Annotated in this window: 19 protein-coding genes; 6 read left to right on the top strand and 13 right to left on the bottom strand. The window is 57.3% G+C overall.

What is annotated here, in order from left to right; translation table 11 throughout:
* The first annotated feature begins 29 nt into the window (after positions 1–29).
* From EDC26_RS16995 to EDC26_RS16975, 5 genes are all read left to right on the top strand, one after another.
* Positions 30–2,951 (top strand): molybdopterin oxidoreductase family protein, encoded by a 2,922-nt coding sequence (locus tag EDC26_RS16995; protein ID WP_132584841.1) that lies wholly within the window; start codon positions 30–32, stop codon positions 2,949–2,951.
* 13 nt (positions 2,952–2,964) lie between these two features.
* Positions 2,965–3,705 carry a 4Fe-4S dicluster domain-containing protein gene (locus tag EDC26_RS16990; RefSeq protein ID WP_132584839.1) on the top strand — a complete coding sequence of 247 codons (741 nt, stop codon included), beginning with the start codon at positions 2,965–2,967 and terminating at the stop codon, positions 3,703–3,705.
* 82 nt (positions 3,706–3,787) lie between these two features.
* Positions 3,788–4,735 carry a dimethyl sulfoxide reductase anchor subunit family protein gene (locus EDC26_RS16985; protein ID WP_132584837.1) on the top strand — a complete coding sequence of 316 codons (948 nt, stop codon included), beginning with the start codon at positions 3,788–3,790 and terminating at the stop codon, positions 4,733–4,735.
* A 174-nt stretch (positions 4,736–4,909) separates the two neighbouring features.
* Positions 4,910–5,221 (top strand): cupin domain-containing protein, encoded by a 312-nt coding sequence (locus EDC26_RS16980; protein ID WP_132584835.1) that lies wholly within the window; start codon positions 4,910–4,912, stop codon positions 5,219–5,221.
* Between the two features lie 173 nt (positions 5,222–5,394).
* Entirely contained in the window at positions 5,395–6,108 is a 714-nt protein-coding gene (locus EDC26_RS16975) for an ArsR/SmtB family transcription factor (protein ID WP_132584833.1), read from the top strand.
* Here EDC26_RS16975 and EDC26_RS16970 read toward each other — a convergent pair.
* The 13 genes from EDC26_RS16970 to EDC26_RS16910 all read right to left on the bottom strand — a co-directional run bounded on the left by EDC26_RS16970 (position 6,105) and on the right by EDC26_RS16910 (position 17,608).
* The gene (locus EDC26_RS16970; protein ID WP_132584831.1) at positions 6,105–6,443 is read right to left on the bottom strand and encodes a hypothetical protein; all 339 of its coding nucleotides are present in this window, start codon (positions 6,441–6,443) and stop codon (positions 6,105–6,107) included. The two genes, EDC26_RS16975 and EDC26_RS16970, sit on opposite strands and share 4 nt — an antisense overlap.
* Positions 6,444–6,535: 92 nt before the next feature.
* A complete protein-coding gene (locus EDC26_RS16965) occupies positions 6,536–7,039 on the bottom strand; it encodes a hypothetical protein (RefSeq protein ID WP_132584927.1) in 504 nt (167 codons plus the stop codon).
* A gap of 180 nt (positions 7,040–7,219) precedes the next feature.
* Positions 7,220–7,402, bottom strand: coding sequence for a hypothetical protein (locus tag EDC26_RS16960; protein WP_132584829.1), 183 nt, complete (start codon positions 7,400–7,402; stop codon positions 7,220–7,222).
* A gap of 121 nt (positions 7,403–7,523) precedes the next feature.
* Positions 7,524–8,711, bottom strand: a complete 1,188-nt coding sequence (locus tag EDC26_RS16955; protein WP_132584827.1) for a CaiB/BaiF CoA transferase family protein — start codon at positions 8,709–8,711, stop codon at positions 7,524–7,526.
* 10 nt (positions 8,712–8,721) lie between these two features.
* Positions 8,722–9,654 (bottom strand): hydroxymethylglutaryl-CoA lyase, encoded by a 933-nt coding sequence (locus tag EDC26_RS16950; protein ID WP_132584825.1) that lies wholly within the window; start codon positions 9,652–9,654, stop codon positions 8,722–8,724.
* Between the two features lie 105 nt (positions 9,655–9,759).
* Positions 9,760–10,662 (bottom strand): LysR family transcriptional regulator, encoded by a 903-nt coding sequence (locus EDC26_RS16945; protein ID WP_132584823.1) that lies wholly within the window; start codon positions 10,660–10,662, stop codon positions 9,760–9,762.
* A gap of 146 nt (positions 10,663–10,808) precedes the next feature.
* A complete protein-coding gene (locus EDC26_RS16940; RefSeq protein ID WP_132584821.1) occupies positions 10,809–11,792 on the bottom strand; it encodes a Bug family tripartite tricarboxylate transporter substrate binding protein in 984 nt (327 codons plus the stop codon).
* A 521-nt stretch (positions 11,793–12,313) separates the two neighbouring features.
* Positions 12,314–12,595: a hypothetical protein gene (locus tag EDC26_RS16935; protein WP_132584819.1), complete on the bottom strand. Its 282-nt coding sequence runs from the start codon at positions 12,593–12,595 to the stop codon at positions 12,314–12,316.
* A 426-nt stretch (positions 12,596–13,021) separates the two neighbouring features.
* The gene (locus EDC26_RS16930; protein ID WP_132584817.1) at positions 13,022–13,738 is read right to left on the bottom strand and encodes an ABC transporter ATP-binding protein; all 717 of its coding nucleotides are present in this window, start codon (positions 13,736–13,738) and stop codon (positions 13,022–13,024) included.
* Positions 13,728–14,477 carry an ABC transporter ATP-binding protein gene (locus tag EDC26_RS16925; protein ID WP_132584815.1) on the bottom strand — a complete coding sequence of 250 codons (750 nt, stop codon included), beginning with the start codon at positions 14,475–14,477 and terminating at the stop codon, positions 13,728–13,730. The genes EDC26_RS16930 and EDC26_RS16925 overlap by 11 nt, the downstream gene beginning before the upstream one ends.
* Positions 14,467–15,387 (bottom strand): branched-chain amino acid ABC transporter permease, encoded by a 921-nt coding sequence (locus EDC26_RS16920; RefSeq protein WP_132584813.1) that lies wholly within the window; start codon positions 15,385–15,387, stop codon positions 14,467–14,469. Before EDC26_RS16920 ends, EDC26_RS16925 begins: the two co-directional genes overlap by 11 nt.
* The gene (locus tag EDC26_RS16915; RefSeq protein ID WP_132584811.1) at positions 15,380–16,255 is read right to left on the bottom strand and encodes a branched-chain amino acid ABC transporter permease; all 876 of its coding nucleotides are present in this window, start codon (positions 16,253–16,255) and stop codon (positions 15,380–15,382) included. Before EDC26_RS16915 ends, EDC26_RS16920 begins: the two co-directional genes overlap by 8 nt.
* A 93-nt stretch (positions 16,256–16,348) precedes the next feature.
* Entirely contained in the window at positions 16,349–17,608 is a 1,260-nt protein-coding gene (locus EDC26_RS16910; RefSeq protein WP_132584809.1) for an ABC transporter substrate-binding protein, read from the bottom strand.
* 285 nt (positions 17,609–17,893) lie between these two features.
* Here EDC26_RS16910 and EDC26_RS16905 point away from each other — a divergent pair, with 285 nt between their 5' ends.
* Complete coding sequence (locus tag EDC26_RS16905) at positions 17,894–18,298, top strand: HIT family protein (protein ID WP_132584807.1); 405 nt, start codon at positions 17,894–17,896, stop codon at positions 18,296–18,298.
* Positions 18,299–18,454 lie beyond the last annotated feature (156 nt).

Below are 18,454 nucleotides of genomic sequence, written 5' to 3'. Positions count from 1 at the left end.
CGGCTTAAATAAACCGGCAGGAGATATGCATGGAGCATGGGCAGCGTACGCAGCAAGAATCTCTCGAAGTCAAGACTACGACCTGTTATATGTGCGCCTGCAGGTGTGGCATACGCGTGCATTTGCGCGACGGCGAGGTCCGCTATATAGACGGAAATCCCAACCATCCTCTCAATCAGGGGGTGATCTGCGCCAAGGGTTCGTCGGGCATCATGAAGCAGTATTCGCCGGCGCGCCTGACCCAGCCGCTGATGCGCAAGCCCGGCACCGAGCGTGGCGCCGCGCAGTTCGAGCCGGTGTCCTGGGAGCACGTTTTTTCATTGCTGGAAAAGCGCCTTGCCCATTTGCGCGCCACCGACCCCAAGCAGTTTGCGCTTTTCACCGGCCGCGACCAGATGCAGGCGCTGACCGGCTTGTTCGCCAAGCAGTTCGGTACGCCGAACTACGCGGCGCATGGCGGCTTCTGTTCGGCCAATATGGCGGCGGGCATGATCTACACGATGGGCGGGTCGTTCTGGGAATTCGGAGGGCCCGATCTGGATCAGGCCAAGCTGTTCCTGATGATAGGCACCGCCGAAGACCATCATTCGAATCCCCTGAAAATCGCCATCTCCAAGTTCAAGCGCGCGGGCGGGCGCTTTATTGCGATTAACCCGGTGCGCACGGGCTACGCGGCGATTGCCGATGAGTGGGTGGCGATCCGGCCTGGTACCGATGGGGCGCTGTTCATGGCGCTGATCCACGAGTTGATTGAACGGGATGCCTATGATCATGAGTTCGTCGCGCGCTATACGAATGCGGGAGAACTGGTCGATCTGAGGGCTGACAGCGACACATTCGGCCTGTTCGTCCAGGATAGCGACAGTCCCGAATTGAATCCCCTATATCCGCAGAACCGCATGTGGTGGGACGCGAAAGCCGGCAAAGCCGTGCTGCAGCACGCGCCCGGCGCCGAGCCGGCGCTGGATGGCCGCTACGTGCTCGATGATGGCACGCCGGTGACGCCATCGTTCACCTTGCTGCGCGAGCGCGTCGCCGCCTGTACCCCCGAGTGGGCCGCGCAGATCACCGGCATTGCGGCCGACACCATACGGCGCATTGCGGGTGAAATGATTCAAACTTCGCGCGAACACAAGATCGAACTGCCGATCCGCTGGACCGATTCGTGGGGTGTTGTGCACGAAACGGTGCGCGGCAATCCCGTTGCGTTCCATGCCATGCGCGGGCTGGCCGCACACTCCAACGGTTTCCAGACCATACGCGCACTATCGGTGCTGATGTCGATGCTGGGCACGATCGATACCCCGGGGGGCTTTCGGCACAAATCGCCGTATCCACGCGCGGTGCCGCCATCGGCCAAGCCTCCGAAAAGCCCGGACGAAGTCAAACCGAATACGCCGCTGCCCAGCGGCCCGCTGGGTTGGCCGGCGGCGCCCGAAGACCTTTTCATCGACGAGCAGGGCGCCCCGGTACGGATCGACAAGGCGTTCTCGTGGGAATTTCCGCTGGCGGTGCACGGCCTGATGCACAGCCTCATCACGAACGCATGGCGCGGTGATCCTTACCCCATCGATACCTTGATGATCTTCATGGCCAACATGGCGTGGAACTCCTCGATGAACACCGTCGAAGTCCGAAAGATGCTGGTGGACAAGCGTGAAGACGGCGAATACAAGATCCCGTTCCTGGTGGTGTGCGATGCGTTCCAATCGGAGATGACGGCGTTTGCCGATCTGATCCTGCCCGATACCACGTATCTGGAACGGCACGATGTAATGTCCATGCTGGATCGGCCCATTTCCGAATTCGACGGCCCGGCCGATTCGGTGCGCGTGCCGGTCGTGCCGCCCACAGGCCAGTGCAAGCCGTTCCAGGAGGTGCTGGTCGAGTTGGCCGGCCGGCTCAAGCTGCCGGCATTCACGACGTCCGATGGCAAGCCTAAATACCGCGATTATCCGGATTTCATCGTCAATTATGAGACGGCGCCTAATTCGGGCATGGGTTTCCTGATTGGTTGGCGCGGCAAGAACGGCGACAAAGCGCTGGTCGGCGAACCCAATCCGAATCAATGGGAGCAGTACGCGAAGAACGATTGCTTCCATCATCACGTGCTGCCCGAAACATTTCAGTACATGCGCAATTGCAATGGCCCCTACATGAAATGGGCGGTCGAGAACGGGCTGCGCAAGTTCGGCCAGCCCATCGTGATCCAGCTATATTCGGACGTCATGCAGAAATTCCGGCTCGCGGCGCAGGGTAAGACCCGCGGGCGCCAGCCCCCTGACCATCTGCGCGCCCGGATCGAGCGCTATTTCGATCCGCTGCCTTTTTGGTATGAACCCCTGGAAAGCGGCGTGACTGATTTGCAGAAGTTCCCGCTGACGGCGATCACGCAGCGGCCGATGGCGATGTACCATTCCTGGGATTCGCAAAATGCGTGGCTGCGGCAAATCCACAGCGAGAACTATCTGTTCGTCAATCCGAAGGTCGCCGCGCAGAGCGGCATTGCCGACGGCGGCTGGATATACGTGGAATCGCCCTGGGGCAAGGTGCGCTGCATGGCGCGCTACAGCGAGGCGGTAGAGCCCGGCACGGTCTGGACATGGAACGCGATCGGCAAGGCGGCGGGCGCCTGGAACCTGGGCCCGGATGCCAATGAATCGCAGCGCGGCTTTTTGCTCAATCACTTGATCACCGATGAATTGCCGGCGGAAAATGGACAGGCGCGCCTGTCGAACTCCGACCCTGTCACCGGACAAGCCGGCTGGTTCGACGTGCGGGTGCGCATCTATCCAGCGCAGGCCGATGAGGACGACACAACCTTGCCGCAATTTGCGCCGATGGTGCCCATGCCTGGCGCCACCAATGTCGTCACGCGGATGGTTCAGACCTACTTCGCGGGGCGCGGCGAATTTGCCGCCAGGCTGCGCCGCGCCGCAAAAAACAAATAGGGAGGGACGCGATATGACCCAGATGGCGCTGGTAATCGACTTGAATGTGTGCGTGGGTTGCCATGCGTGCGTGACGAGCTGCAAGGAATGGAACACATCGGGCGAGGCGGGCAGCCTGGCCGATCTGCAACCGTACGATGCCGATCCCGAAGGCACGTTTTTTAACCGGGTGCAGACCTACGAGGCCGGCGAGTTTCCGGCCACGGATACCATTCATTTTCCCAAATCCTGCCTGCACTGCGAAGATCCCCCGTGCGTGCCGGTTTGCCCCACAGGCGCCAGCTACAAACGCGAGGGGGATGGCCTGGTCCTGGTCGATTACGACAAATGCATAGGCTGTAATTATTGCGCGTGGGCCTGTCCTTACGGGGCGCGCGAGCTGGATCCGAAGCGCAAGGAAATGACCAAATGCACGCTGTGTGCGGATCGTATTAACAACGAAGCGCTGCCCGAGCGCGACCGCAAGCCCGCCTGTGTGCTGGCTTGCCCGACTTCGGCGCGGCTGTTCGGCGATATCCACGACCCGGATTCAGAGGTTTCGCAGGCCATCCGCGAACGTGGCGGCTATCAGTTGATGCCCGAGTGGGGCACGCGCCCGGCCAATCATTATCTGCCGCGGCGCAAGACCGAAGCGCACGGATGCTCGGCACAGTCGTGTTCGTGCGGGTCCGCATCGCAACCGCAAGCCGAGAGTCTGGAAGGGCAGCTCGAAAGCGGTCAAGTCAATCTTGCGTCTGTGGCGGCGCATGTTTGATGTTCGATTAATCGTATACACAACGCAGTGAGGTCGTACGGCGCGCACTGTGCCGTACAGACCGATCAGCAAGGAGAGTGCAATGCGGCCTGCCTTTTCGGTCGTGTTTTTGACAACATTATGCGGCGCGGCGCAGGGGCTGATGCTGGCGCTGGTTGCGATGGAGTTTGCCGCAGGCGCGGGCCTGCTGGCGCCGCCTGAATCGGCGTTCTATATCGCAGGCGCCGCTGTGGCCGTCGTTCTTGGCGGGCTGGGTCTATTGGCATCGTTTTTCCATCTGGGGCACCCCGAGCGCGCCTGGCGGGCGATTGCCATGTGGCGTACTTCGTGGCTATCGCGCGAGTGTCTTGCGTTGCCGGCGTTTCTTGCACTTGCGTTCCTATATGGCGGCGCCCATGCAATAGGCTTGTCGCAAGGCTATACGCTGACCATTGGAGTTGTCGCTGTGCTGGCCGCTGCGGTGTTGTTCGTGTGCACCGCCATGATCTATTCGTGCCTGCGCTTTCTACAGGAATGGGCAAGCCCGTTGACGATGGTGAATTTTGTGTTGCTGGGCTGCGCGTCGGGCTTCACCCTGGCCGCGCTGTGCGCCGCGTGCTTCGCCCCATCGCTCGCAGGGAACCTGGCGCTTTGGGCGTGTGTGTTGACGGTAGCCGGCTGCGTGTCGCGGCTGGCCTCGCTGGCACGCAATGCCCGGCTGCAACCCAAGTCGACGGTGCAAAGCGCCACGGGCATTGTGGCGCAGAAAGTGGTTCAGAAGTCTCGCGGCTTTACCGGCAGCGCGTTCAATATGCGGGAGTTCTTTCACGGCAAATCCCCGCGCACGCTGCAGACGGTCAAGTACGGTTTTTTGCTCGGCGCGTTCCTCGTGCCGTTCATATTGCTGGCGCTGTCGCTGTCCTTGTCAGCGCCCGTCGCCTTGCTGGTTGTTGCTTTTGTAGTTCAGTATGCCGGCCTGGTCGCCGAACGCTGGTTCTTCTTTGCCGAGGCGCGGCACCCGCAGAATATCTATTACCAGCAGGCGTCCTGACCGGGTTGCGGTGGGGCGAGATGTCGGTTTCAGGATGCGGGGAACGGGGTGAATGAATGATCGATGGCAGCCACAAGGGCTGCCGCTACAAATACGTATCCGCTCATGTAGCGGCAGCCCTTGTGGCTGCCAAAGCCTTCAGCCAGTGCTGCATCCGCCCATCAGCTAAAAATCATGAAGATCATACGAAGCAAAGAATTCACTGCAAATCGGCCTTGGGGCGCACTGGATATTGCCACGATGAATGGCATTACCGTACGGTTGCACTGGACCGACCAGCCGTACAAATGGCATGTCAATGACGGGCAGGAAGTGTTTGCGGTGCTCGATGGGCGAGTCGAGATGCATTACCGGGACAATGGCGATGAGCTTCGCGCTGTCCTAGAGACGGGTGACGTGTTCTATGCATCGGTGGGCACAGAGCATGTGGCGCACCCCATTGGCCAGGCGCGTATTTTGGTCGTCGAGGCCGAGGGTAGCCTTTGACTGTTTGTGGGAGCCGATGGCACCCACAAGGGGTGCTGCTACAAAACATGCGTGCCGGTACAAATACGTGGCTGTTGCTCATGATGGATCCGCTCTTGAATGCTTCGTCATGCATCGAAACATGCAGACCTGTCCGGGCGTAAGATTTACCAGTTGTCACTGGAGCGTTTCCCATGATTGCGTTTCCCAATGTATCTTCCGTCGCCTTCCTCATAGGCGATCCGACCCGTGCGATCATGCTTGCGGCGTTGATGGATGGACGTGCCTTGCCTGCCGGGGAACTGGCCTATGCCGCGGGTATTACGGCGCAGACGGCCAGCTCGCACTTGTCCAAGCTCCTCGCCGGCGGGTTGCTGTTATGCGAATCCGAAGGGCGGCATCGTTACTACCGTCTGGCCGGCCCGAACGTGGCTCATGCGCTGGAGCATCTTGCGGCCATTGGTCAGCCTGTCCGGCATAGGCCGCTTGGCCGTCAGGCCCAGGATTTGCAAATGGCCCGCTGTTGTTATGACCACTTGGCGGGTCAATTGGGGGTAGCCGTGACCACGGCTTTGGTGGAGCGGCGCTATCTCAAGCCTGCGGCCCAGAAGCTGTATAGCGTGACCCCTGCCGGAGCAAGGTGGTTTGGCACGATAGGCATTTCGGTAGCCGATGCGCCTACCCGGCGCGGGATTGCGCGGCAATGTCTGGACTGGACCGAGCGTACCCACCATTTGGCCGGCCCCTTGGGTGTCCGGCTTATGGCCGTGCTGTGTGAATCGGAGTGGTTGCGTCGATCAAAAACTTCGCGCCTGGTTCAGGTGACTCCGAAAGGGTGGGCGAAGATGAAGGAACATTTCGGGCTCGATGAACAATCTGTTTCCGGCGGCGACACTGTTCGGGCTTAGTGCAGATGAGTCTTGTTGGAGCGCTTAAGCAATTCCATTAAGCAGGCTTTCAAGCCGGACGAGAATATCGGTACGAATTGCACGCGGCCCGCATCGTCGATGACCGAGCGGATTTCTATCGATTGATGGATAAACGCTTGGGTCCCGCGTGCATTTTTTTGGTATGCCTGCACAAGCTTGTTAGCGGCGGCTTGCGCTTGAAATTGCCGAACCTCCAGGTTTTCAGTCTTCGCGGCGTAATGCGTGACCAATCTGTCCATATCATCGAGGAACAAGCTTAGAGCAAAGCTGCCTCGGCATTCCGGGCGTTCGTAGCCCCACTGGGGTGTTGTCATGCGTAACCTAATGATGTAGCGGCACCTCTTGTGGGTGCCATCTGGGAATAGATGAAAACGGCATAAGGCGGTTAATCGCGGGATGCCACAGATTACGGGCGGCGGTGCTTGATGCTCTTGCCATCATAAACGTAAATATCGGTTTTATCAGGCTTTTGAGAGTTAGGAGTAGCGAGCGTGAAAATGCGGCCCCGAGCGGAAACCCTGATTTGATTGGAACACGAGCCAAAGGCGGGGGAAACTTTATAGCCTCCTTTGTGAATGGTCACCCAGCGGTAAGAAACCGGGCACGCATTGTTGCCTGTGCCGATCGACACCAGGGCCATGAAGGCCTTTGCTTTGGATATGGAGAATGCGTAGGTGATGTTGAGCAACCCTTCAATTTTTGGCTCCAGGTCGACACCGTCGAGCGTCAGGTGAGATTCGTAAATATAGCCACTGGTTTTGATGTCGAGAGTTCCATATGGAGTGGGCAGGCTGAGGCGTGACGGAGGTACGGGCCAGGTAGCCTCGGTGGCCAAGACTGGACGGGCGCACGTCAAAAAAATGATGCATACGCCAATTAATCGCAGGCTGAGAAAAAGAGAATGGCGCATGCCGTCCATGCTGAAATATTACGTCGATAAATGAGTGTTTAGTTACAGGCGGGCCCCGACTTGCATAGGGGAAAGGTCGAGATCATTACATTTCATTTTGTCATTTTTTGCAAGACGGATGAATAGACTAGTTCAAAGTAACAATATATTTTGTATTTTTATTGTGCTGTATTCCATGAATCAGCCCGTTGTCGCCACAAGATAAAGCATCACGGCGAAGAGCAGCGAAAAGTACACGGCTATACCGATAGCCACGCATTTGAAGGCGCTTTTCAACTGTTGGGAGAAGGACTGCGCGTAGCTGTTGCGATGGCCAATCCAGTACCAGGAGGCCGCCATGGCCAGCAGGCTGATGAAGAACATTCCAATTTTCATGGGTGCATTTTAACTGCCTCCGCCATCGCGGCGACCCACAGATTGAATTTGTAGCGGCACCCCTTGTGGCTGCCATCAACGCTCAGCCACCAAACCCATGCAGGCCACATTAATGGGTCCGCTTCATTTCCTGTATCTGTTCCGCGCTGTATCCCAAGGCCTGCATGATCTCGGAAGTATGTTCGCCTATAGACGCAATGGGCATGCGCGGCTGCAGGCGGGCGCCGTCGAGCGAAATGGGCAGCAAAGGCACTCGGGTGGTGGAGCCGTCTTCAAGCTCCTGGTTTCCCAGGCCGCCGCTCGCGAGCAGGTGTGGGTCGTCGAATAATTGTTCCGGTCGAGTAATGGCTGCGAACGGTATGCTTTTTTCCTCGAATTCGCGTGCGAGCCATGACGAATCGAACCGGGCGAGTGTCGTGCGCAGCTCGGGAATCAGCCAGTCACGGGCCAGAACGCGATCATTATTGCTGGCCAAGTGCGCGTTCGCATGTAAATCGGGACGCTGAATGATTTCGCATAAGGTCTTCCATTGAGCGTCGCCGGTAGCGGCTACGAACATCTGCTCTTTGTCAGCCAGTTCGAAGGTGTCGTAGATGCCCCAGGCGCTAATGCGCTCGGGCATGGGGGCGGCTGCCATGCCTGTCACGATATATTGCTGCATATGCTGGGCCGAGAGCAGGACACAATTTTCAAATAGCGCACTCTGGACTTCGTGGCCCACCTGGGCTTGCCTGCGCTGAAACAGGGCGGCCAACACTCCCAGGGCGCCGAAGAGGCCGCCCATGATGTCGTTGACGGAACTGCCGGCACGCAGGGGCATACCGGCCGGGCCGGTCATATAGGCCAGGCCGGCCATCATCTGCACGACTTCATCCAGAGCCAGGCGCTTTTCGTAGGGCCCGGAGAGAAACCCCTTGTGCGATGCGTAGATCAATTTGGGATTGCGTTGCTTGAGCGTGGCGTAATCCAGGCCCAGCGCGGCCATGCGGCCCGGCTTGAAATTTTCTACAAAGACATCAGCGGCGTCGATCAGTTTGTGCAGGGCATCGAGTCCGAGCGGATTGTTCACGTCCAGGGCAACGCTTTTCTTGTTGCGATTGAAGGTGCGAAAAAAGCCTGCGCCGGCGCCTAGCAAGGTGCGCGTGCGGTCTCCCTGCGGCGGTTCGACCTTGATTACCTCGGCGCCCAGATCGCCCAGAATCATGCCGCAAGTCGGGCCCATGACCATGTGCGTCATTTCAACCACGCGTATTCCTGCCAGAGGCAGCGGAGAGTTCGGAGTTTGTTCGGGATGCATGGCAGGCTTGTCAGGATTGAATGAATGGATAGCTTATAGGAATGCCTGCGCGTGCGATAAAGCCATATAGCGGCTCGTTGGGCAAGGCCTGGCGGATGATGTCGCGCATAGCCACCAGTTTGGCCAGATCAATACCCGTGGCGTAGCCCATGCTCTCCAGCATGTAGACCAGGTCTTCGGTAACCACATTGCCCGTGGCGCCCGGTGCGTTCGGGCATCCACCCAGGCCTCCCAGTGAGGCGTCGAATTCGCGGATGCCGTGCTCTAACGCGACCAGGGTGTTTGGCAGGCCCATGCCGCGAGTATCATGGAAGTGCATAGAGGTGAATTTTGACCCAGCTATTTTTTTTACGGCTGCTATGGTTTGGCTGACCTGTAGTGGCGTAGCGTGGCCGGTTGTGTCGGCCAGGGCGATGATATCGGCGCCGGCCTCCAGGCATTTTTCGACGATGTCGCACACCGCCTGGAGGCTTACTATTCCTTGCAACGTACAGCCGAACACGGTCGACAAACCGGCGACCAGATTTATCGGGTTTTTCTGGTTAGCGATAAGCGTGCGTATCTTGCCAAATTCTTCCACCATGGCCGCTGGCGTCTTGTGCACATTAGCCAGGCTATGGGCGTGACTAACTGAGATCGGGACGACGATGCGGTGGACACCGGCCGCCAGGGCATTCAATGCTCCCTTTTCGTTGGGAACGAGCGCTGTGATGACGAGGTCGTGGTAGCCTTTTGCATAGGTGACGACTTCGGCGGCATCGGCCATTTGCGGCAGTAGCCTGGGCGGCACGAAAGACGCAATTTCCATATGGCGTACGCCGGCTTGGTAGGCCGCGTCGATCCATCGGATCTTGTCTTTGGTGGGCATGGTGCATGCGGCGGCTTGCAGGCCATCGCGCAATCCGACTTCCTGTACGATGGCCTTGGTATCGGCTTGAACCATAGTCAACTTTGTAGGTGGCAAGTAGGTAAATTTGAGTTTATAGATTTGTAGCGCTGGGCATAAGGACTGGCAGGCGATGGTGTCCATCGCGGATAACGATGGTGGTCATGAGATGGCCGGTACGCGATCGAGCAGATGATCGAGCAGGCGTCGCGCCGGTATGGATAGTTTATCGGTTCGGCGTGTGCAAATGATGAAACGTCGGGTGGCCCAAGCGTCTGTCAACGGTATGATGCGCAGCCCGACCATGTGGCTGTAGCGCACCACAACCTCGAATGGCAGCACGGCTACAGCCAGTCCGGCCTGAACGAAGCGGCAGGCGGCATCGAAAGTAGTGATGTGGGTTCGATAGCGCAGTTCTACGCCTTTTTGGGCTGCAATGCGTGTCATCAGGACGTTGACGGCCGCGTTGGGCGCCAGGCCTATTTGTTCGTAGTGTATGGCCTCTTCGAAAGGCAATGAGCTTCGATGGGCCAGCGGATGCTTGTCGTGCACAACCAGTGCAAAATGGTCGCTGCGGTATGGGATGGTGTGTAGGTCGCCGGTCGATACAAAGTCTCGGCAAATACCCAGGTCGGCACTCCCGTCGATCACGCCTCTTGCAATTTCTAGGCTGACGCGTTCTTCGAGATCGACCTGAATATGCTCGTATTTTTGAAAGAAGGTCGTGAGTTCTTCGGGTAAGAATTCAGTGATTGACGACACATTGGCCAGTAGCCGTACATGACCTTTGACCCCGCTCGCATATTCGCTCAATTCGCTGCGCAATTTATCGATGTTGCCGATCAGGTTTCGGGCGTGCCGCAGCAAGACTTGTCCCGCGGCGGTGGGGGTGACGCCCTTCTGACTGCGCGACAACAGTGGGGTTCCTATGGATTTTTCGATGTCGGCGATGCGTTTGCTGATGGCCGCCGGCGACGCTAGTTCACGTTCGGCCGCTCGCGCGATACTGCCTTCTTCGCACACCGCAATGAACAAATAGAGTGAAGTCGGATCAACTTTCCACATGTTCTGGCCCTCGTGCTGTAACGTCTGATTTGAACGTAGCAGTATAGGCTGGAGGCGGCTGCAGCGGGCAATGGGAAGCTAGTATTTCGTCGAGGCATCCCTTGTGGGCGCCATAAAAACCTTGTATGCATCATATTTCTACGCGGTCAGTCCATCGCTTTTATATGTGCCGCTTTGAGCAGATCGGCGCTGAGCTTGATGTCATTCTTGATCGTGGCCAACGCATCGACAGAACTGCTGCCTGTCGCCACGAATCCTTGCACCGCGAATTGTTTTTCAACATCGGGACGATGCAGTATTTTGTGGACTTCACTTTGCAGTTTTTGCGTAATGGGCGAAGGAAGCTTGGCTGGGCCGAACAATGCAATCCAGGGATCGTAGTCGTAGCCCTTCAATCCTGACTCGTCCAACGTGGGTACGTTGGGCATGCTGGTCGAGCGTTTCAAGGTGGTGACGGCCAGAGCATGGAGCGTGCCCGCATTGACTTGCGCCAACACAGAGGGCATTCCCAGAAAAGCAAAGTCAATCTGGCCTGACATCAAATCAGTGATGAGCGGATTGCCGCCTTTGTACGGGATATGCATCATATCGACATGAGCTTTTGTGGTAAACATTAGCGCCGCCAGATGCAGGGCAGTGCCCGTGCCGGCGGATCCGTAGTTGATCTTGCCCGGGTGCGCTTTGGCTGCTGTAATGAGCTGGTCCACGGTTTTGTATGGTGAGTTTTTTGGTACAACCAAAACCAGCGGTGTGGTGCCGATGATTGTAATGGGAGTGATGTCCCGGATCGAATCGTAGGGTAGACGTTTATGCAAGCTTGGATTGACGGCATGATTGGATGAAATCATACCTATGGTGTAGCCGTTGGGCGGAGCTACCACGACTTCACGCGTACCCGTAATGTTGGACGCTCCAGCCTTGTTTTCCACCACGAAGGATTGTTTCAATTCCTTGGAGAGGGGAGGGCCGAAGGTGCGCGCTACGAGATCCAGTGTCGACCCGGGCGAGCTCGGCACGATAAGCCGGACCGTGTGGTCAGGGTAGGCGTCGGCAGCCTGACCAACAGAGCTTAGCGAAATACAGGCAAAGCCGACCGCAACACTAAAAAAGCGGTAGGTAATAGGGCGCATGGATTTGTCTCCGTAATTATTGTCGATAGTTTAGGAAGCAGTCTAACCGGATCGCCATGTGTTTATAAGGGCGCTCTGGCGATGGACTCCATCGCAATTTACGATGGTATTCACGATGAACAGCATCCCAAAATCGGACCCATGACCATGTGAGTCATTTCGACCACGCGTATCCCTGCCAAAGGCAGTGAAGAATTCGGAGTTTGTTGGGGGGGGGCATGGCGGCTTGTCGAGACTGAATGAACGGATAGCATGCAGGAGCGCTTGCGTTCGGGGTTGCGCATTTTTGATGTTATTTTAAAGGGTAAGTTATTGGCAGCCACAAGGGCTGCCGCTACAGAAATGCGCGCGCGAATTTTGTGGCGACAGGCCTGTAGCGACAGGCCTCGTGCCTGTCATTCATGCAAGATACCGTCTGTCGGCCAATAAGATACCGTCCTGTCGGCTAACGGTTTTGGCAGCCACAAGGGCTGCCACTACAAGCGACAGGTGCATTTCATAACGCCATCGTTGCCACGCCGCTAATAAATAGGCGTGCGGTTAAACGAAAGCAGAATTTCTTCCAGCGCTTGCGCGGAGAGGCTATGTTCATCCAGGGAATTTTGCACGGCTTCGATGGCTGTTTCGAGCGCGGCGCGGGTGGGAGCGCGCTGCGACTCCGGCAGCTCGTTGACCTGTGCGGTGAACTTCGAGGCGAACTCCTCGACCAGGCCCGTGAGATCAGCAAAAGCGACCTGTTTTGCTTCGTATTGCACGGCAATCTTACGGGCATAGACTACATATTTGTCGACAATATCATTCATGATGATTCTCCTGATCGGGATCGTGCGAACTCGATGGTGACTGATGCTGCATGGCGTCGGGCGGCCGATGGCGAGCGACTCTGCGTGAATGCCAGTTGGATAACGTCTGGGTCAGCCTGTTGTGCGGCTGATGCTGTTTTACTTGTACTCGGAGATTGCAGTTGAGGGTTGTTCTTGCTCCAAAAGAACAGGCTCAGTTTATGCGATGTGTTTTCGCTTTTTATATAAAAATTTTGTCTTTGTTTATAAGCTATTTTGTACTATTTATGTTGAATTACCATGGCTCGCAACCACGTCCTCGGCAACCCGAGCGTAGCAAAAAAACGGCGCCAAGGATGTGACAAATTGAGTGGGTGTTATGCCTGATGTGAGGGGCGTTGCGGCAGATGGGGTTCTTGCCGGAGGGGCCTCATTTAGCGCACGAATTCAGGTTTTTTTCAACCCGAAATAGGCGCGCTCCAGCGCGGCATCGGCGTGCAGGGCTTGTACCGTCCCTTCAAAGCCGATTCGCCCTCCTTCAAGGGTATAGACGCGGTCGGCCAAGTCCAGGAAGCGGATGTTTTGTTCCGCAATCAGGAGCGCCAGGCCTGAATCGCGGAATTGACCCAGGACGTGGATAACTTCTCTGACGAATAAAGGCGACAGGCCGGCGGAGGGTTCGTCCATGACCAAAAGCCTGGGCTTGCCGGCTAGGGCCTTGGCGACCCCCAGGATTTTTCGTTGGCCGCCAGACAGGCTGCCGCCCAGCGCCCTGCGTTTTTGCGCCAGAGTAGGGAAGCGATCATAAAGGTCGTCGATATGCCGTTTGAATTCGGCGGCGGGGAGGAACTGGCCCCCGATACGTAAATTGTCCTCGACGCTCAAGCCTGGAAAGCAGCCTATTTCGGACATGTAGGCAATGCCGGCACGAACCCGTTTATCGGTTCGATCGTGAACGATGTTGCGGCCTTCAAAACTGATCTCTCCTTTCCAGCTTTGGACCAGGCCCATAATTGTTTTGATTAGCGTCGTCTTCCCCGCGCCATTAGGGCCCATCAGCACCACGGTTTCCTTGGCGCGCACCGACAGGCCCGCGCCCCATAGCGCCTGCACTCCGCCATAGCCTGCATCCAGGCCGGATGCGGTGAGCAAATCAGTGCTCATCGGGCGCTCCCAAAAAGACTTCCACCACCTGGGCATCCTGGACTGCTTGCGACAGGGGGCCCGAAAAAATATCTTTGCCCACGCTGAGCACGATAAGGCGATCTGTCACCTGGTCCACGAAGTCCATCAGATGCTCCACCACCAGCAAGGCCATGCCCGAACGGGCCAGCTCGCGCAGGCGCTGGGCCACGTGCGTGAGCTCATTGGGGTTCAAGCCGGCACCCAGCTCGTCGACGCACAGCAGCGCCGGTTTGGTCGCCAGTGCGCGGGCCAGATCGAGCATCTTCTGTTGGCCGCTCGTCAGCTCGCTTGCCAGACGATCGGTCAGCAGATCCAGTTCGAGAAACTCCAGCAGGCGCTTGATTTCAGCCGTATCCGAGCCGCGCCCGCCATAGGCCACGGCAACTTCGATGTTTTCGCGTACGGTAAGTGATTTGAACGGTTTTGGAATTTGAAAGCTGCGATTGATTCCCATGTGTGCCAGCCGGTGCGAAGGCAGCCCACCGATCGAGCGTCCCTGGTATTGGATGGCCCCGCCATCGGGCTTGTACAGGCCGGTAATCAGATTAATGCAGGTTGTCTTGCCCGAGCCGTTAGGCCCGACAAGGCCCAACACTTCGCCGGGACGAACGTTGAAGCTGACACTTTGCAGCGCCTGGAAAGCACCAAATCGCTTGGCCAGGTTTTTGACCGTGAGCAGCGGGGAGGCAGTTGCGATGCCCGACGCTTCAGATGACATGGATGCCCCAGCGCCGCAGCAACGAGGTCAGCCCGTTGGGCAAAAATAACACCAGGGCCATAATCAGTAAACCATATATCAGTTGAAAATATTGTGGCGTTGAAATGCCGATGACGTTGTACAGACCGTAGAGCAGCACCACTCCGAGTATCGGCCCGGTCGCCGTGGCGACCCCACCGAACAGGGCGAAAACGATGGCGAAAATGCTGAAATCGGGGCTGAATACGTTGTCGGGATAAAACACCGACACGAACCAGGCAAAGTTGGCGCCGATCAGGCCTGCGATCAATGCCGAAAGCAGCCAGGCCACGATGCGTGCGCGCACCACATTGATCCCCGCCATCGCCGCGCTGATGGGATCGTCCTTGATGGCTTGCAAAGCCAGCCCGAAGCGCGAGTGGCGCAAGTACAGTACGCAGCCCATCGAAAATGCCATGACCACGATTGCCACGGCATAGCTGAAGGCGGGCTGGAATATACCCGAAAGCGACACGCCATAAGGCCCTTTGGTAATGGATTCGAGTGCGGGGTTGGACACGATTTCGGAAATTGCCAGCGCCGCCGCCAGGTTGGCAATAGCGAAATACGGGCCCGATAGCCGCAGCATGGGCGTGAGCACCAGCCCGAACAGCACCGAGGCCGATGCGCCTGCCACCATGGCCACCAAAGGCGGCGCGTGCAGATGCATGACGGCGATCGCAAATCCGTAGGCTCCGGCGCCGAAGAATCCGACATAACCAAAGGGCAGGTAGCCGGTGAAGCCGTAAATAATGTTTACGCCTTGCGCCAGGGTTAAAAACACGATGAAATTAAACAGCAGGAGCTGATTGTGGTAGACATACGGCAGCAGGGCCGCCGCGCCAACAAGCGGAATCAGAACCTGCAGGGAGTGTCGCAGTGCTTTAGACATACCGCACCTTGCGGCCCAACAGCCCGCTGGGCCGCACGAGAAGAATGGCGATTAGAAGCAGGTAGGGCAGCAAGCCCGCCCAGGAACTGAAATAGGTTTGCATAAGCATCAGCGACACACCGTAGATCAGGCCGCCCAGAACCGTGCCCAAGGGGCTGCCCAGCGAGCCGACAATAATCACCGTAAATGACTGTATGGTTAGATTGACGCCGATGGCGGGCGTGACACTGCCCAGCATGAATGGGGCAAAGCAGCCGGCCACGGCCGCCAGGCCCAACCCGATGCCGAAAGCGAGCGCCGATATCCGGTCGACATCGATTCCGGTAGCCAGCGCCTCGTTGCGGTCAACCATCACGGCGCGCGTCAGGCGTCCCGCACGGGTGTGATAGAGGTAGAGAAACAGCAGCATGACGGCGATGCCGCTGGCTACGGCGCTGATGACCCAGGCTGAGGGGAATGTTTGACCCAGCAGATGGACCGGACCGCCACCCAATGCGCGCCCCGGAATCGAACGCTCGCTGGGGCCAACCACGATCGTCGTTAGCGATTCAATGACTTGCGATAGTCCGAAAAACAGAATGATCGACAGCATCTCCGGGTCGGACGAGCGCAGCAGGCGGGGCACCAGCAGGTAGTACAGAGGAAAGCCGACAATGGCGAATGCGAACAGCGACAGCACTGCCGCCGCAATCGGGCTGATGGCGTAGGCACTGTAGCACCCCACCGCGGCCAAGGCGCCCAGCATGACGAAATCGCCGTGCGCCAGATTGACGATGCGCATTACGCCAAAGACCAGGTTCAAGCCCAGGCCGACCAGGCTGAAATAAAGGCCAAAAAGCAGGCCGGCTACTATCGAGTACTCAAGCATATGGCGGCGGGCTCGTGTTGAATAACGATGCAGTGCATCGCGACGGGCATCAGGCCCCTCTCAGGAACCCTGAAAGGGGAGCCTGACAAGGCCTTATTTGGATGGCGCTGGGTAAATCGCTTTCCCCGTTGCTACGTCCGAAGGATAGACGACCGTAAATTTCACGCTGCCTTTACCGTCGGGAACCAACTGGCCCAGTGGAGTGATTTCACCCACTTGCGCGCCGTTTTCATCCAGCGCAAACGTGCCGTCCAGGGTTTTGAGTTTGCCCGACAGGCTGAACACGGCTTTACGCAGCGCCAACTGATCCATGCTTTCGGTGACAGCCAGAGCGTTTTGTATGATCAGGCCGCTGGTGTAGCCGGCAACGGAATTAAAGCCAAACGCCACTTTGCCGTCTGGATAGGCCTTGTTCCATGCTTCCCGGAACTGCGGCAGCGACATGCCCGATTCAGCGTGGTATTCAACGGCTGACGAAGGCGTGTAGGTGTAGACATACTTCAGGCCATCGGCGCCTACTGTCTTTTCCAGATGTTCAGTTTCCAGTCCGGGGTAAATGGCAAACAACCAGTTGAAGTGGGTGCCCGAATCATGCAGGTTGCGCAGGAACGCGATATCGTTGCCGGGATAGCCCATTTGAATCACGGCGTCCGGCTTGGCTGCCTGGATATTGTTGATCAGTACCGTGTAGTTGGTGGTATTAGTGGGTACGCCTTTGTCGTACACCAGTTCTATCGGAGCGCCCGATGCCTTGATGAAGCCGCGTACAGCGTTGGCTTGCGTGCCCGTAAAATCGTTGGTGGCGTACAGCAGGGCAACACGCTTGATGCCAAGCTTGGGCCCTTCATGCGTCAGGAAGTCCGCCACGTATTTTGGCCAGATGGTCGATACGGGATCGGACAGCAGCACGATGTATGGGTTGTCTTTGGTAAAAAAGGTACCGCCAGTGCCTGTTTGATCAAACAGCAGTATCTTGTGTTCGCGTGCAATGGGCACGGCCAGCGCCGTCAGTACCGAGCCGCTGTCGGCCACCAGCAGATCAACTTTGTCTTGCGTCACTAACTGGTTGTACAAGGTAGCCGCTGTTGCGGTATTGCTTTGGTCGTCGTAAGAAATGAGCTTGATGGGAATGCGTTTATTGAAGGGTTTGACCATGACCCCGCCTTGCGCGTTTTCCTGGTTAACCCAGAGCTTCAGGCCTTGATAAACCGGCATGGAAATCGCTGCGAAAGGTCCTGATGACGCATAGAGTGTTCCGAGCTTGATCTCGGACGGCGCCGTCGCGGCACCCGCCATTGCCGTCACCGTAAGCAACGACGCAGCCAGCAAATACGAAATAGCTTTGCGTAACATTAAAGTCTCCTGTTTTTATTTCTGAACCCAAGCGGGTATCCTATACTGGAACACTTACGTGGCTCTGAATGGCCGGCGCGAAATTTATGTCTGGTGGCGATGGTGGCAGTTGCGGTGCGTGGTGATGTGTTGGGGGCAATGGCACCCACTAGGGGTGCCGCTACGTGAACGACGGGTGGGCATGTTTGTGGCGGCACCCCTTGTGGGTGCCATGACCCGGCAGTATCTTGTTGGAGCGTGGTTGCGGCCTTCTTGTATATGTCGTATTGATAAAGCGAGCAAAGCATGGAGACTGTGTTTTCGAAAATTATCCGCGGCGAAATTCCTTGCGCCAAGGTTTACGAAGATGATCATGTGTATGCCTTCATGGATGCCGGCCAGGTCAATCCCGGGCATGTGCTGGTTGCAAGCAAGCAGCCTTACGAAACGTTGATGCAGGCCGACGAAGAAACGGCGATGGCAATGATGCGTGCGGCGCACAAAATAGCCCGTGCGGTCGCCGCTGCATTCAAGCCTGACGGCATGACCATCTTGCAGGCCAACAAGCCTGCGGGTTGGCAAACGGTGCCGCACTTACATTTGCACGTACTGCCGCGTTACAACGATGACGGCGTCGGACTGATCTGGCCGCGCAAAGATCCGAGCCTGGGCATATTACGCGAATACGCAGGGCGGATCAGGCTCGACTAAGCAGCCTGTATGCCGTTTTCGTCAATTGATCAAGCCCGGGTTGGGACTTCAATGAAGGTTTTCCCTAGGGATAAATTGCTATATTTTTTTGCCGCGGCGCGATATATTGAAAACACATCGTAACCAGATATAAAAAAATATCGTGGCGGGCGGGTA

Source organism: Paralcaligenes ureilyticus (genome assembly GCF_004346225.1).
GTDB classification, from domain to species: Bacteria; Pseudomonadota; Gammaproteobacteria; order Burkholderiales; family Burkholderiaceae_B; genus Paralcaligenes; species Paralcaligenes ureilyticus.
Note: the sequence above shows the minus strand (reverse complement) of the source record. Positions and strands in the feature narration are given on the sequence as shown.